The organism is Trinickia diaoshuihuensis (assembly GCF_003390925.1).
GTDB lineage: Bacteria > Pseudomonadota > Gammaproteobacteria > Burkholderiales > Burkholderiaceae > Trinickia > Trinickia diaoshuihuensis.
The window spans coordinates 1-14,959 of record NZ_QUBS01000070.1 but is presented as its reverse complement, the minus strand read 5'-3'; the positions used below and the strand labels follow the sequence as shown (position 1 = coordinate 14,959).

The window sequence follows — 14,959 nt, the reverse complement described above, 5'->3', positions numbered from 1 at the left end:
AACGGTCATCCCCCCAGCAGATGAAAAATCGGCGTACCCGCGAAGAGCGTCACGACGCCGCCCAGCGCCAAAAACGGCCCGAACGGAAGCGGCTCCTCGAACCGCAAGCGTCCCGACCACATGGCAAGCAAACCCGCGACGGCGCCCGTGACGGCGGCGATGAGAACGATTTGCGGCAGTGCCGCCCACCCGAGCCAGGCGCCGAGGGCCGCGAGCAATTTGAAGTCGCCGTAGCCCATGCCTTCCACGCCGCGCGCGAACCGGAACAGCCAATAAATCGACCAGAGGAACACGTAGCCCGCAATCGCACCGGCGACGGCCGCGTGCAAGGTCGCGAAGGTGTCGCCGAAATTGACGATGAGACCCGCCCAGAGCAGCGGCAACGTGAGCGAATCGGGTAACAGCCGCGTTTCGGCGTCGATCGCGCTCATCGCCAGCAGGGCGGCCGTCAAGCCGAATGCCGCGAGCGCCTGTCCCGTCGGTCCATAGAAAGCGAGCGAGGCCGCCGCCAGCGCCCCGCCGGCGAGTTCGACCAGCGGATAACGCGGGCTGATCGGCGCCCGGCATGCCGAACAACGGCCGCGCAGCAGCGCGTAGCCTAGGACGGGAATGTTTTCATGTACGCGCAGCACGTGACCGCAATGTGGGCAGGCGCTGCGCGGCACGCACAGGTTGTAGCGCGCGGGCAGCGCATCGCTCGGCGCGGCTTGCCCCGTTGCCTCGCTGATCTCCATCCGCCAGGCGCGCTCGAGCATGATCGGCAACCGGTGGACGACGACATTGACGAAACTGCCGATGACAAGGCCGAACATGACCGCGAAGGCGAACTGCAAGGCGGGCGGCAAGCCGCCGAACGCGGCGCCGATATCGATGGACACGCGCGAAATCGGATTGCTGAAGACAGAGGCGTACACGGAGGATAGGGTAATCGTGGCCGAATGGCGAATGGGGGGCATGCTACACCACGTTGCCGAGTTCGATGACAGGCAGATAAAGCGCGACGACGAGTGCGCCGACGGCGAGCCCAAGCACGATCACGATGAACGGCTCGGCGCAGGCGCTCGCGAGCGCAAGTGCCTCGTCGATTTCACGTTCGGCGAGCGCCGCGCAGTCGAGCAGCATCGCATCGAGCGCACCCGATTCTTCCGCCACGGCGATGGTTTCGACGAAAGCGGACGGGAAACACGCGACGCCGCGCATTGCCTGGGCGAGCCGTTCACCGCGACGCAGCCGCGCTTCGATCTGCGCGCTTGCCGCGTCGAACACCGCATTGCCAGTGACGCGCGACAGCGCGCGCAGGGCGTCGGAGAGCGGGATGCCGGCGGCGAGCAGCGTGCCGAGCGAGCGCGACCAGCGCGCGGCAGCCGTCGCGCGCAAGAGCGGACCCGCCAGGGGTATCGAGAGCAGCGCGCGATCGCGCGCGGTGCGGGCACGGGGCGAGCGTCGTACAAGATGTATAACGACGAGCAGCAGACTTGCCGATGCGGCCAGAACGAGCGGGCCCCAGTATGTGACAAACTCGGAAAGCGCGATGACCGCGCGCGTCGGACCGGGCAGCGCGGTACCGTAACTATCGAACACATGACTGAACGTCGGCACCACGAATGTCAGCAAAGCCGCGGTGACGGCCCCGGCGAGCAGCACGACCGCGCAGGGATAGGCAAGCGCGGAACGCAGCTTGCCGCGTAGGGCGCTCGCGCGCTCGCGGTGCTCGACGATGCGCGCGAGCACGAGCGAGAGCGAGCCCGTGGCTTCGCCGATTGCGCACAGTTCGAGATAGAGGCGATCGAACTGGGCCGGATAGGCGGTGAGCGCCACCGCGAATCGCTCCCCGTTCGAGATGCGCCGCGCGAGCGCGCCTGCAACGTACGGCATGGCGTCGCGCCGCTCCGAACGTGCGATGAGATCGAGCGCTTGAACGAGCGCGAGCCCCGCGCCCAGCAGGCTCGCCAACTGCCGTGTGAACGCCGTGACCGCGCGCGGCGTCGATCTGCGCCGCTTGTCGGCGCCCATGCGAACCGTCGCGCTGACGCGGCGGTCGAGGTTGCCGCCGGAGTTGCCGCTCATACCGGATTCGGATCCGTGGCCGCGAGGACTTCGGCGAGACTAGTGGTCCCGTCGAGCACCCGTGCGAGCGCCGCCTCGCGTAGCGACCCGATGCTCTCCGATCGCGCCTGTTCGACCATGGTCTGACCGCTCGCCTGCGTGTCGATGAGATCTCGCATGGCGGACGATATGGGCATCACTTGATGGACGCCGATACGTCCCGCGTAACCTGCGCCGTGACAGGCCGCGCAGCCGGCAGCGGTGTACGCCGTCCAAGTCGATTCGGCTTCGTGTGCAAAACCGGCGGCCGCGCGGGCGGCGGACGATATCTGCTCCGGCGCACGGCAGAGCGGGCATAGGCGCCGCACGAGCCGCTGCGCGGTGACGAGCCGCAAGGCCGCGGAAAGGCTGTACGGCGCGACGCCGATATTGATCAGGCGCCCGATCGCACTGGGAGCATCGTTCGTATGCAGCGTCGCCAGCACGAGGTGGCCGGTTTGGGCGGCCTTTAACGCGACGTCGGCTGTTTCGTGGTCGCGAATTTCTCCCACCATGATGACGTCCGGATCTTGCCGAAGCAGTGCGCGCAATGCTGCGGCGAAGGTCAGCCCCGTTTTCTCGCGGACGCTGACCTGGTTGACGCCCGCGAGTTGGATTTCCGCCGGGTCTTCCACGGTGCAGATATTGCGCGATGGCTCATTGAGCAGATGCAGGAACGCATAAAGCGAAAGCGTTTTACCGCTCCCGGTCGGCCCCGTCACGAGCACGAGCCCGTGCGGCGCGCGAATTGCCGCTTCGACGATGGGGCGCTGCCGCGCGTCGAACCCGAGCGAGGCAAGCGATAGGTCGGCCGGTAGTGCTTCGAGGCGCCGCAGGGCGAGTTTCTCCCCGTGCGTCGTGGGCAAGGCGCTCACGCGGTAGTCCTCGGTCCTGCCCGGCGCGACGGTTAGCCGTAAGCGGCCGTCTTGCGGGACGCGCCGCTCCGCGATATCCAGCCGAGCGAGCACCTTGACCCTTGTCACGACCGCGTCGCGCAAATGGGCCGGGGGAGCCGGCATCTCATGTAATGCGCCGTCCACGCGCAAGCGAATGCGCCAGCCGCGTTCGCTCGGCTCGATATGAATGTCGGAAGCGCCGCGCGCGGCCGCTTGATCGAGCGTCGCGGCGAAGAGCCGGGCGGCGGGGCCGTCATCGGCCAGGACGGGTTCGGTCGGTAAAGGCGGTGATAAAGGAGCGGGCATCGAAAAGCGGCGCTACGCCGGCGTGGTACGCGATCCGTCGATCATCGCCCACGGCGCTTCGGTGCTCCATTCGTCCGATCGGCCAACGCGATCGATGCGGCCCGCCCGCCGCGATCAGACTTGCGGCTTCGCGGTTGCGCGTGTGCGCGGCTTGAAGAGCTTGACCGTGCGCACGGCTTGGTCGTCGCTTTGGAGCACTTCGAGTTGGACGTCGCCGATTTGCAGACAGACGTCGCCTTCCGGGATTTCTTCAAGCGTTTCTAGAATCAGCCCGTTCAGCGTTTTCGGACCGTCGGTCGGCAAAGTCAGTTGCAGCCAACGGTTCAACTCGCGCAGCGGCATGCTGCCGGCGACGATGCATTCGCCGTTTTCCGTCCAGCCCTTGCGCGTGCCGGCGCTGCGCGGGATCGACGTCGTAAATTCCCCGATCAACTCTTCGATGATGTCCTCGGGCGTCACGAGTCCTTCGAGTTCGCCGTATTCGTTCACGACGAGCGCCGTGCGTTGCCGCGTTTCCTGGAAGTATTGGAGCTGCTGGAACACGGGCGTGCCCGAGGGGACGAAGTACGGGTCCGTCAGCAATTCGTGCAGCGTCTCGCGTGTGAGTTCCTGCTTATGCAGGGCGGCGAGCGTTTTGCGCACGTGCAACACGCCGACGACGCGCTCGATGTCGCCTTGATAGACGATCAGCTTGTTGTGATAGCAGGTTTCGAGTTGATGCAAGATGTCGTCGAAGGGCGCATCGAGATCGAGCGATTCGATTCGCCGGCGCGGGATCATGACATCGTCGACCGAAATGTTTTCGAGGTCGAATAGGTTTAGCAAGATGCTGCGGTGCTTGGTCGGCATGAAGCTGCCCGATTCGAGCACGATGGCGCGCACTTCCTCGGTGGTGAGACGTTGCTCGCGTCCGCCTTTCGTATTGATGTGCAGGACGTAAAGGATCGCGTTCGAGAACAAGTTCACGAGCCAAACGGCGGGCTTGAGCACGCGCATCAACGGCGCGATGACGACGCTGGCGGGTAGGGCGATTTTCTCCGGGTAAGTCGCGCCGACGATCTTCGGCGTGATTTCGGCGAAGACGATGATGAGGAAGGCGACGATACCCGTGGCGATCGAGAGGACGAGATTGTCGCGGCCGAACGTGCGCAGCGCGATCGAGGTCGTCAACACGGGGATGATCGTGTTCAGCAGGTTGTTGCCGATGAGCACGACGCCGAGCAACTGATCGGTCCGTGCGAGCAAGCCTTGGGTCGTCTTCGCGCCGAATGCCCCCTTGCCGGCGAGGTACTTCAACCGGTGCCGGTTGAGGGCCATCATCGCCGTCTCGGAAATCGAGAAAAAGCCGGAGAACAGGAGGAGGACGAAAACGGCGCCAATTTGCGCCCACAAGGGAATTTGGTCCACGCGTCGTGCTGAAGTGGTAATGAAAGGGATGGCAAGAATATAGCAGAGCGGGTGGGGCGGGCTGGGGGGGGATGGCTGGGGTGAACGACAACACGAAAGTACAAAAGAAAATGGCCCGTCAAATTTGACGAGCCATTCAAAATTCTGGTCGGGGTGAGAGGATTCGAACCTCCGGCCTCTACGTCCCGAACGTAGCGCTCTACCAGGCTAAGCTACACCCCGAATTGTCACTGCTTGGACTCTTCCGGCAGATCAGTCTCGTTCAAGACTGGCGGGCCGTCGAGTAAAAACATAATTCTAGCAGGCTTTCTTTGTAAATGGAATCCGGGAACGAAGAAATTGCATCCGCGGCCGCCTGCGCCTCGCGCTTCGCGCATTCGAGCGTGTGATCGAGCGCGCCCGAAGACGAAATCGCTTCGAAGATCGTCTCGAAGCGGTCCGTGCCGCCTTGCTCGATCGCCTCGCGCGCCAGCGCCGATTGTTCCGGCGTGCCGCGCTCGATCAAATAGATCAGCGGCAGCGTAGGCTTGCCTTCGCGCAGATCGTCGCCGGCGTTCTTGCCCATCGATTCGGCCGTGCCCGTGTAATCGAGCCAGTCGTCCATGATCTGGAATGCCGTGCCGATGCGCCGGCCGAACTCGGCCGCCGCGGCCTCCGTCTTCGCGTCGACCCCCGAGATCACGGCGCCGAGCTGGGCGGCCGCCTCGAACAGCTTCGCCGTCTTGTAGCGAATGACCTGCATGTAGCGCGCTTCGTCCACATCGGCGTCATGCATGTTGAGCAATTGCAGCACTTCGCCTTCGGAGATGATGTTCGTGGCTTCGGCAAGGATTTCCATGATGCGCATCTTGCCGATGCCGACCATCATCTGGAACGAACGGGAGTAGAGAAAATCGCCCACGAGCACGCTCGCGGCATTGCCGAACAGCGCGTTCGCGGTCTGGCGGCCGCGCCGAAGATCGGATTCGTCGACCACGTCGTCGTGCAGCAGCGTCGCCGTATGGATAAACTCCACGATCGCCGCGAGCTCGTGCCGGTGGCCCGTCGCGTCGCCGAGCGCGCGCGCCACGAGCAATAGCAGCGCGGGGCGCAGCCGCTTGCCGCCGGCGCCGATGATGTATTCCGAGATCTGGTTGATGAGCATCACCTCGGAGGCCAAACGTTGCCGAATGACGCGATTGACTTGCTCCATGTCCTCCGAAATCGGGGCGAGCAAGTTGGCGGCGCTGGGGGAAGAGGTGGCGGTCGACGACATGATGAGAAAATGGTGTGATGCCGCGGATTATAAAGGTTATGCGGCTGCCCGAGGGGCCAGGCGGCGCGCCCGGGCGCGCACGCACGCGCGGCGGACGAACGCCTGCTTTGACCGCGCCGCTAACTCCATGTATAATCACGCGTTTTCACGCACGGTGCGTGGAAAAGAAGAGCAGTAGGTAGGTTTGAAAAAAGCGTCGGCGCAAAGTGCGCGCGGCGCACACAGAGTGAGGTTCTCAATGTACGCGGTCATAAAAACCGGCGGCAAGCAGTACAAAGTTGCTGTCGGCGAAAAATTGAAAGTAGAACAGATACCGGCAGACATTGACGCTGAAATCACGCTCGACCAGGTTCTCGCGGTAGGCGAAGGCGAATCGATTAAGTTCGGTACGCCGCTGGTGGGTGGGGCTTCCGTCAAGGCTACCGTCGTATCGCATGGGCGGCACGCCAAAGTGACGATCTTCAAGATGCGTCGCCGGAAGCACTATCAGAAGCACCAAGGTCACCGCCAGAACTATACCGAACTGCGCATCGACGCGATCAACGCGTAAGCGCACCGGTTCAGGAGCTATCAGATGGCACACAAAAAAGCAGGCGGGTCTTCCCGCAACGGCCGCGACTCCGAGTCGAAGCGCCTCGGCGTCAAGGTGTACGGCGGCCAAGCGATCAACGCGGGCGGCATCATCGTGCGCCAACGCGGCACGCGCATGCATGCTGGCGATAACGTCGGCATGGGCAAGGACCACACGCTGTTCGCGTTGGTCGACGGCCACGTCAAGTTCACGACGAAAGGCGCCGACAAGAAGCATACGGTCGTCGTCCTCCCGGCAGCGGTCTGAGATCGATCAGACACGGGAGCGACACAGTAAAAAGGCCCCGCGTGGTTGGCGGGGCCTTTTTTCTTCTGTGCGCCGGTTTTTATGCGCGGCCAAGGTGCGGGCGCGCTAGCCAAGCGGCAAAATACGGTAAACACGGGACGGAGCGATAGATGAAGTTCATTGACGAAGCGCGGATCGAAGTGATCGCCGGCGACGGCGGCGACGGCAGCGCGTCGATGCGCCGCGAGAAATTCGTTCCGTTCGGCGGCCCCGACGGCGGCGACGGCGGCCGAGGGGGCAGCGTCTATGCGGTCGCCGACCGCAATATCAACACCCTCGTCGATTACCGGTACGCGAAGAAGCACCAAGCGCGCAACGGCGAAAACGGCCGCGGTTCCGATTGCTACGGCAAGGGCGGCGACGATATCGTCCTGCGCATGCCCGTCGGCACCGTCATCAGCGATCTCGACACGGGCGAGCTCATCGCCGACCTGACCGAGCATGATCAGAAGGTGCTGATCGCTCAAGGCGGGGCCGGTGGTCTCGGCAACTTGCATTTCAAATCGAGCACGAACCGCGCACCGCGTCAGAAAACGGACGGCAAGCCCGGCGAGCGCCGCATGCTGCGTCTGGAACTGAAGGTGCTCGCCGACGTGGGCTTGCTCGGCATGCCGAACGCCGGTAAATCGACGTTCATTTCGTCGGTCTCGAACGCGAAGCCGAAGATCGCCGATTACCCCTTCACGACGCTTGCGCCGAATCTCGGCGTCGTCCGTGTGGGACCCAGCAAAAGCTTTGTCATCGCGGATATCCCGGGCCTCATCGAAGGCGCGGCCGAAGGCGCCGGGCTCGGGCACCAATTCTTGCGCCATCTACAGCGCACCGGTTTGCTGTTGCATCTCGTCGACCTCGCACCGTTCGACGAGACCGTCGATCCCGTTGCCGAGGCGAGGGCGATCGTCGCCGAGCTGCGCAAGTACGACGAGGCGCTTTATCAGAAGCCGCGCTGGCTCGTGCTCAACAAACTCGACATGATCGCCGAGGACGAGCGCGATGCGCGCGTGGCCGATTTCCTCGCGCGGTTCGAGTGGACGGGGCCCGTCTTCCAGATCTCCGCGCTGACGGGGCTGGGCTGCGAGAATCTCTGTTACGCCGTCTACGATTACCTGTCCGAGCATTCGGACGCTCATCGCGCCGAGCAGGCGGAGGACCTCGCGGCGGACGTGCGCTTTCGCGACGCGCCGCAGCCGGGCGATACGCCCAAGCACGAGGCCTGACGTTTTGCCCAGGGCGCCGGCAGCGGCCGGCGCTCACCGCCGCCCGACTGTTGACGGCGGGCTCACCGATCATTCATGGAGACTTTCGCACGATGCGCTCTGTCATCGCGGATTCGAAGCGCTTGGTGGTAAAGGTGGGATCGAGCCTCGTGACGAACGAGGGGCGCGGCCTCGATCAAGCGGCGATCGGCCGCTGGGCGGCGCAAATCGCGCAGTTGCGCGAACGCGGCAAAGAGGTCGTGCTCGTCAGCTCCGGCGCGATCGCCGAGGGCATGCAGCGTCTGGGCTGGACCAAGCGTCCGCGTGAAATCGACGAATTGCAGGCCGCCGCCGCGGTAGGCCAAATGGGACTGGCTCAGGTCTACGAAAGCCGCTTCGCCGAGTACGGCATACGGACGGCGCAGATTCTTCTCACGCATGCGGACTTGGCCGACCGCGAGCGCTACTTGAACGCGCGCTCGACGCTCTTGACGTTGCTGCGCTTGGGTGTCGTGCCGATCATCAACGAAAACGACACGGTCGTGACCGACGAAATCAAATTCGGCGACAACGACACGCTAGGCGCGCTGGTCGCGAACCTGATCGAAGGCGATGCGCTCATCATCCTCACCGATCAGCAGGGCTTGTTTACGGCCGATCCGCGCAAGGATCCGGCGGCCGAACTCGTCGGCCAGGCCGATGCCGGCGCCCCCGAGCTCGAAGCGATGGCCGGCGGCGCGGGGTCGGCCATCGGCCGCGGCGGCATGCTGACGAAAATCCTGGCGGCCAAGCGCGCGGCCGGCAGCGGCGCGAACACGGTGATCGCGAGCGGCCGCGAGCCCGACGTGTTGACGCGCCTCGCCACGGGCGAGGCGATCGGAACGCAACTCGTCGCCCGCACGGCACGGCTGGCGGCGCGCAAACAGTGGATGGCCGATCATCTGCAAGTGCGCGGACACGTCGTCATCGACGACGGCGCCGTGGAAAAGCTGACCGTCGGCGGCAAGAGCTTGCTACCGATCGGGGTCGTCGACGTGCAAGGCGCATTCGCGCGCGGCGAAGTGATCGCTTGCGTGAGTTTGACCGGCCGCGAGGTGGCGCGTGGGCTGACGAACTACAGCAGTGCGGAGACCATGCTGATCAGGCGCCGCCCGAGCACCGAGATCGAATCGATCCTTGGCTATATGCTCGAGCCGGTGTTGATCCACCGCGACAACTTAGTCGTCATCTGAGGCGGCGCTCAGTCGCTGTTCGAATAACGCCCGCATGCTCCGTTGAGCACGCGGGCGTTTTCATGCGCGGCGATGCCAGCGTAGCCAGACGCCGGCGTCCAACGTCATTGCCTGATCGACGTGGCGGTGCGATTGAATCGCATATTGTTGACGATCGTCTTCGCGTTGCCCGTCACCATTTTGCTGGCGCAGAAGTAGTCCTGATAGAGCGACGCTTGATAGGCGTTGAGGTTGCCGTTTTCGATCCGCGTCCAGTCGTTGGCGACGGAGCGATCCCAGCCGTCGTGATCGGCATTCAAACCGGCGTAGAGCCGCCACTCGTACGTGTCGCAGCGAATCCCCTCGTAATTGACGTTACGCGCGCCGCTCGGGCTCGTGATGACGACCGTATAGCGCACCACCCCGTCGGAGCCGACGTTCAGCGACTTCGCATCCACCGCGTAATGCAACGGTGAGTTTTGAGATACGTCGAACGCGATCAAATCATGCTCGCTCGGCAACGGCGGCAGCGTTTCGACCTTGTCTTCCTTCCATTCCGACTTACGGTCGAGCAAGTACTGAAACGTGGAGTCGTCTTTGGGGTTGGCGGGCATGTGCGAGCAGGCGGCCAGGATGCCGCTGCCGGCCACGCAGGCCAGTGCGAGAGCGATCGCTTTCAATGTAGGTACCTCGGTGATCGGGCACAAAGATTGTGAGACCCGAATGATAGCGCCCGCGCGCACGCTCGCGCGAGCGATATGCGCGGGGGCGCCGCTTGGGCGGCGGATCCGGTTAGTCGGGCAGGATGAAACTCGGCGTGGAGTAGGGCGATGCGTCCGCGCTGCCGTTGGTCGCCTGCAAGGGCGTACCGCCGGCCGCCGGAAGTTGCGCCGAGGGCGACATGCGCGGATAACGCCCGCCGTGCTGCGGTCCGCGCGGCTGCTTTTCCGTGCGCGGTACGGCGCGCCGCAGAAAGCGCGACAGTTCCGTCAGCGCCAATTGATAGACATCCCGCTTGAACTCGATCACGGCGTCGAGCGGAACCCAATACTCGTTCCAACGCCAAGCATCGAATTCCGGGTGATCGGTGGCGCGCAGGCAGATGTCGCAGTCGCGCCCGACCATCCGAAGCAAGAACCAGATTTGTTTCTGGCCGCGGTAGTGGCCGCGTACTTCGCGCTTGATGAACTTGTCGGGCACCTCATAACGCAACCAGTCGCGCGTGCGACCGATGATCTTGACGTGTTCGGGGCGCAAGCCGGTTTCTTCGTGTAACTCCCGATACATCGCTTGCAAGGGGGTCTCGCCATACTTGATGCCCCCTTGCGGAAACTGCCAGGAATGTTCACGCAGCCGCTTACCCCAAAACACCTCGTTGTGCGCGTTCAAGAGGATGATGCCGACGTTCGGGCGAAAGCCTTCGCGATCAAGCATACAACCACCTTCGAATCCTTTAAAATTGCTTTGATTATAAACAGATAACGAGCCTTTGGCATCGGCATGCACCATAAGGGTTCGGACACGGCAACAATCGTGCCCTGGCGCGCCGATGACTTGTCTGATGAATCGCGTCGCGCGTCGGTTATGAAGCCATCTGCGCGGCGGCTCCGGCCGATGCCCTACAATCACTCGTTCCCTTCTTTCGGCGGCTCGCTGCGGGCTGTCGCTTTTGGAAAATCGTTGAATGAAAGCCTCACGTTTCTTTATCGGCACCCTGAAGGAAGCTCCGGCGGACGCGGAAGTCGTCAGCCACAAGTTGATGTTGCGCGCGGGCATGATCCGGCGCGTCGCGGGCGGCATCTATAGCTACCTGCCGGTCGGACTGCGCTCGATTCGTAAGGTCGAGGCCATCGTGCGCGAGGAAATGGATCGCGCCGGCGCGCTCGAACTTCTCATGCCTGCCGTGCAGCCGGCCGAATTGTGGCAGGAGTCCGGGCGCTGGGTGCAATACGGGCCGGAACTGCTGCGCTTCAAAGATCGCAAGCAAAGCGAGTTCGTGATCGGACCGACGCACGAAGAGGTGGTCACCGACATCGCCCGCAATCAGATCAAGAGCTACCGGCAGATGCCGGTGAACTTCTATCAGATCCAAACGAAGTTCCGCGACGAGATTCGGCCGCGCTTCGGGGTGATGCGCGGGCGCGAGTTCACGATGAAGGACGCCTATTCGTTCGACAAGGACCAGGCGGGACTGCAAGAGTCGTATCGCAAGATGTTCGACGCCTATGTGCGGATCTTCACGCGCATCGGGCTCGAGTTCCGCGCGGTGAACGCCGATAGCGGCTCGATCGGCGGCAATCGCTCGCAGGAATTTCACGTGATCGCGGCCACGGGCGAGGACGATATCGCTTACTGTCCGGCATCCGATTTCGCAGCCAACGTCGAGGCCGCCGAGGCGCTGCCGTTGTACGCCGAACGTGCCGCGCCGCGGGAGGCGATGCAAAAGACGGCGACGCCGGGCAAGGCCAAATGCGAAGCGGTCGCGGAGTTTCTCGGCATCCCGCTCGAACGGACGATCAAGTCGATCATCCTGGCGACGGACAACGAAGGCGCCGAGCCGACGATCTGGCTCTTGATGCTGCGCGGCGATCACGATCTGAACGAAGTAAAGGTGGGCAAGCTGCCCGGGCTGGCGGGTTTTCGCTTTGCGACGGAGGCTGAAATCGTGGAGTGGTTCGGCACGCCGCCGGGCTACCTCGGGCCGATCGGCACGAAAAAGCCCGTGAAAGTGGTGGCCGATCGCACTGTGGCGAACATGAGCGATTTCGTCGTCGGCTCCAACGAAGTGGACTACCACACGACCGGCGTGAATTGGGGCCGCGATCTACCCGAGCCCGAGGTGGCCGATATCCGCAACGTGCGGCCCGGCGATCCGTCGCCTGACGGCAAGGGGCAGATCGAAATCTGCCGCGGCATCGAAGTGGGCCACGTGTTCCAACTCGGCACGAAGTACTCGGAGGCGATGGGCGCGACGTTCCTCGACGAAAACGGCAAGCCGCAGCCGATGGTGATGGGCTGCTACGGCATCGGCATTACGCGCATTCTCGGCGCGGCGATCGAACAGAATTTCGATGATCGAGGCATTATCTGGCCCGAGGCGATCGCGCCGTTCGAGGTGGTGCTGTGCCCGATGGGGTACGACCGCAGCGAGAGCGTTCGCGAGCAAACCGATAAGCTTTACGCCCAGTTGAGCGAAGCCGGGGTCGACGTGATTCTCGACGATCGCGGCGAGCGCCCCGGCGTCATGTTCGCGGATTGGGAACTGATCGGCGTGCCGCATCGTCTCGTGATCGGCGATCGCGGGCTCAAGGAAGGTAAGGTCGAGTATCAGGGCCGGCGCGATGCCGAGCCGACGCTCGTGCCGATCGAACAAGCGGCGGGCTTTGCCGCCGAGAAGATCCGCGCAGCGCTCGCGCGCTGAGCCGGCGCAGCCGTAAGCGCGGCTGAAGCCGCCCCCTCGCCGGGGGGGCGGCTCAGGCGCCTTCGGTCAGCGCCCGGATCGTCGGCAGGTTGCGCCAGTAGCCTTTTGCATCCATACCGCACCCGAATACATAGCGGTCGGGCACTTCGAAACCGCAGAAATCGGGACGCAGCGGTTTGGCTTTCGAGATGCGTTTCTCGCAGAGCACGGCGCTCAAGAAGCGCTTCGCCCCCATCGCCAAGATCCGGTCGCGGATCGCGGCCATCGTCTCTCCTTCGTCGAGAATGTCATCCAACACCAGTACGACCCGTTCCTTCACCGATTCGGCGGGCGCTACGCGCCACTGCATATCGGTGCTGCCTTGCGTCGTATTGCGGTAGCGCGTCAGATGGATGTAGTCGAACTCGAGCGGGAAGTCGAGATGCGGTAGCAGCATGCCCGTGAAGACGGCCGCGCCGCCCATGACGGAGAGCAGCAGCGGGAAGTCCTCGCCGATCTCGGTTCGGATGGCGCCGGCCATCGCCGCGATCGATGCGTTGACCTCCGAGGCCGAGACGATTTCCTCGGAGTGGCGAAAGATGTGAAGGGCTTCTTCGCGATTCATGGCGTTGTGCCTGCGGTGACTAACTGTATACAAGGAGTGTGATGCGGCGCGCGCTATCGCGCCACGGCATAAACCCCCGCACGCTTAACGCATGCCTGGGAGCATCCCCTTCATGCCGCGCATCATTTTTTGCAGGTTGCCGCCCTTGAGCTTTTTCATCATCGTGCGCATCTGCTCGTATTGATTGAGCATTCGGTTCACTTCCTGCACCTGCACACCGGCTCCCGCGGCGATGCGGCGCTTGCGCGTCGCCTTGATGAGCTCCGGTTTCGCGCGTTCGGCCGGCGTCATCGAGTTGATGATGCCTTCCATCCGGCGCATTTGCTTTTCCGCCTGGCTCATGTCCGCGCCGGCAGCGGCCTGTTGAAACTGCGCGGGCAATTTATCCATCAGCGTGGACAAGCCGCCCATGTTCTTCATCTGCGAAAGCTGGGCGCGGAAGTCGTTCAGGTCGAAGTCGCCGCCCTTTTTGACCTTGTCCGCCAGCTTTTGCGCGGCTTTGACGTCGACGTTGCGCTGGGCTTCCTCGACTAGGGCGAGGATGTCGCCCATGCCGAGGATCCGGTTCGCCATCCGCTCCGGGTAGAACACTTCGAGTCCGTCGAGCTTCTCGGCCACCCCGACGAACTTGATCGGCTTACCCGTCACGTGGCGCACCGATAGCGCCGCGCCGCCGCGCGAGTCGCCGTCGAGCTTGGTCAGCACGACGCCCGTCAGGGGCAGTGCATCGTTGAACGCCTTGGCCGTGTTCACGGCGTCTTGGCCGAGCATCGCGTCGACGACGAACAGCGTTTCGACCGGCTTGACGGCCGCATGCAGCGCGGCGATCTCTTGCATCATCGCCTCGTCGATACCGAGCCGGCCGGCCGTGTCGACGATCAAGACGTCGTGGTAATGACGCTTCGCCCAGTCGAGCGCGGCGAGCGCGATATCGACAGGCTTTTGATTCGGCTCCGATGGGAAGAAGTCGGCCCCCACTTGTTCCGTCACCGTCTTGAGCTGGGCGATCGCGGCGGGGCGATACACGTCGCACGAAACGGTCAGCACCTTCTTCTTGTACTTCTCGCGCAAAAGCTTCGCGAGCTTGCCCGAGGTCGTCGTCTTACCCGCGCCTTGGAGGCCGGCCATTAGGATGACGGCGGGCGGCGTGACGGCAAGATTGAGTTCCGCGGCGCGGCCCTCGTAGTCTCCGCCGATGACCGCCGTGAGCTCGCGCTGCACGACCGATACGAGCGCTTGCCCCGGCGAGAGGCTCGACAGCACTTCTTCGCCGAGCGCCTTTTCTTTGACTTTGGCGACGAAATCGCGCACGACGGGCAGCGCCACGTCGGCTTCGAGCAGCGCGAGCCGCACTTCGCGCAGCATTTCCTGCGTATTCGATTCGGTGAGGCGGGCTTCGCCGCGCAGCGTCTTGACGACGCGCGCCATCCGTTGGGTGAGTGTGTCGAGCATGGGAGCCGTAGGAAGAGCTGAGCGGCGGCAGCCCGGCCCACGCTTCTCTATTGTCTAGCGGGGCGGGTGCGGCGGCCTAGTGTAAACTTGGAACATGGATATTGTACTGTATGCCCTCACCGCGCTCCTTTACGGCGGCCTCGCGGTCGCCGGTTGGCGCGCCCATCGCGTCGAGGGCGGCGCGTCGATGCTCGCCAGCGTGCCGCCGATGCCCGCCGCGCGGCGCGAGCCGCCGTCCGCTCGCGCGCC

14 protein-coding genes, 1 tRNA gene and 1 pseudogene are annotated in these 14,959 nt (G+C 63.8%); 6 read left to right on the top strand and 10 right to left on the bottom strand.

Translation table 11 applies throughout. The features are described 5' to 3' along the window. Positions 1-5: 5 nt before the first annotated feature. The 6 genes from DXT59_RS14060 to DXT59_RS14035 form a co-directional block, all read right to left on the bottom strand. Positions 6-956, bottom strand: coding sequence for a prepilin peptidase (locus tag DXT59_RS14060; protein WP_116137506.1), 951 nt, complete (start codon positions 954-956; stop codon positions 6-8). Position 957: 1 nt separating this feature from the next. Beyond that, entirely contained in the window at positions 958-2,067 is a 1,110-nt protein-coding gene (locus tag DXT59_RS14055) for a type II secretion system F family protein (RefSeq protein WP_116137505.1), read from the bottom strand. Continuing rightward, a complete protein-coding gene (locus DXT59_RS14050) occupies positions 2,064-3,287 on the bottom strand; it encodes a GspE/PulE family protein (RefSeq protein WP_116137504.1) in 1,224 nt (407 codons plus the stop codon). The genes DXT59_RS14055 and DXT59_RS14050 overlap by 4 nt, the downstream gene beginning before the upstream one ends. Positions 3,288-3,401: 114 nt before the next feature. Then, positions 3,402-4,694 (bottom strand): HlyC/CorC family transporter, encoded by a 1,293-nt coding sequence (locus tag DXT59_RS14045; RefSeq protein ID WP_116137503.1) that lies wholly within the window; start codon positions 4,692-4,694, stop codon positions 3,402-3,404. Positions 4,695-4,839: 145 nt separating this feature from the next. Beyond that, positions 4,840-4,916: transfer RNA gene (locus tag DXT59_RS14040), tRNA-Pro, on the bottom strand. A gap of 40 nt (positions 4,917-4,956) precedes the next feature. Beyond that, entirely contained in the window at positions 4,957-5,949 is a 993-nt protein-coding gene (locus tag DXT59_RS14035; RefSeq protein ID WP_116137502.1) for a polyprenyl synthetase family protein, read from the bottom strand. A gap of 238 nt (positions 5,950-6,187) precedes the next feature. On the opposite strand from DXT59_RS14035, the gene rplU reads away from it, so the two are divergent. The 4 genes from rplU to proB all read left to right on the top strand — a co-directional run bounded on the left by rplU (position 6,188) and on the right by proB (position 9,254). Beyond that, positions 6,188-6,499, top strand: a complete 312-nt coding sequence (gene rplU / locus DXT59_RS14030; protein ID WP_115537596.1) for a 50S ribosomal protein L21 — start codon at positions 6,188-6,190, stop codon at positions 6,497-6,499. 24 nt (positions 6,500-6,523) lie between these two features. After that, entirely contained in the window at positions 6,524-6,787 is a 264-nt protein-coding gene (gene rpmA, locus DXT59_RS14025) for a 50S ribosomal protein L27 (RefSeq protein ID WP_102643953.1), read from the top strand. Between the two features lie 149 nt (positions 6,788-6,936). Further along, positions 6,937-8,043, top strand: a complete 1,107-nt coding sequence (gene cgtA / locus DXT59_RS14020; RefSeq protein ID WP_116137501.1) for an Obg family GTPase CgtA — start codon at positions 6,937-6,939, stop codon at positions 8,041-8,043. 92 nt (positions 8,044-8,135) lie between these two features. Beyond that, positions 8,136-9,254 carry a glutamate 5-kinase gene (gene proB, locus DXT59_RS14015; protein ID WP_116137500.1) on the top strand — a complete coding sequence of 373 codons (1,119 nt, stop codon included), beginning with the start codon at positions 8,136-8,138 and terminating at the stop codon, positions 9,252-9,254. 104 nt (positions 9,255-9,358) lie between these two features. Here the strand turns inward: proB and DXT59_RS14010 are convergent, their stop codons facing one another. Both DXT59_RS14010 and DXT59_RS14005 read right to left on the bottom strand, forming a co-directional pair. Further along, positions 9,359-9,913, bottom strand: coding sequence for a CNP1-like family protein (locus DXT59_RS14010; protein ID WP_116137499.1), 555 nt, complete (start codon positions 9,911-9,913; stop codon positions 9,359-9,361). A 112-nt stretch (positions 9,914-10,025) separates the two neighbouring features. Beyond that, on the bottom strand, positions 10,026-10,667 hold the full coding sequence (locus DXT59_RS14005) for an RNA pyrophosphohydrolase (protein ID WP_240324509.1): 642 nt from the start codon (positions 10,665-10,667) through the stop codon (positions 10,026-10,028). Positions 10,668-10,917: 250 nt separating this feature from the next. Here DXT59_RS14005 and DXT59_RS14000 point away from each other — a divergent pair, with 250 nt between their 5' ends. After that, the gene (locus DXT59_RS14000; protein ID WP_116137498.1) at positions 10,918-12,654 is read left to right on the top strand and encodes a proline--tRNA ligase; all 1,737 of its coding nucleotides are present in this window, start codon (positions 10,918-10,920) and stop codon (positions 12,652-12,654) included. Positions 12,655-12,706: 52 nt separating this feature from the next. Here the strand turns inward: DXT59_RS14000 and DXT59_RS13995 are convergent, their stop codons facing one another. Both DXT59_RS13995 and ffh read right to left on the bottom strand, forming a co-directional pair. Next, positions 12,707-13,258, bottom strand: a complete 552-nt coding sequence (locus tag DXT59_RS13995) for a hypoxanthine-guanine phosphoribosyltransferase (protein ID WP_116137497.1) — start codon at positions 13,256-13,258, stop codon at positions 12,707-12,709. An 84-nt stretch (positions 13,259-13,342) separates the two neighbouring features. Further along, positions 13,343-14,710 carry a signal recognition particle protein gene (ffh, locus tag DXT59_RS13990; protein ID WP_116137496.1) on the bottom strand — a complete coding sequence of 456 codons (1,368 nt, stop codon included), beginning with the start codon at positions 14,708-14,710 and terminating at the stop codon, positions 13,343-13,345. A gap of 94 nt (positions 14,711-14,804) precedes the next feature. Between ffh and DXT59_RS31175 the strand changes: the two are divergent. Then, a pseudogene (locus DXT59_RS31175) lies at positions 14,805-14,959 on the top strand (inner membrane protein YpjD); the annotation flags it as partial.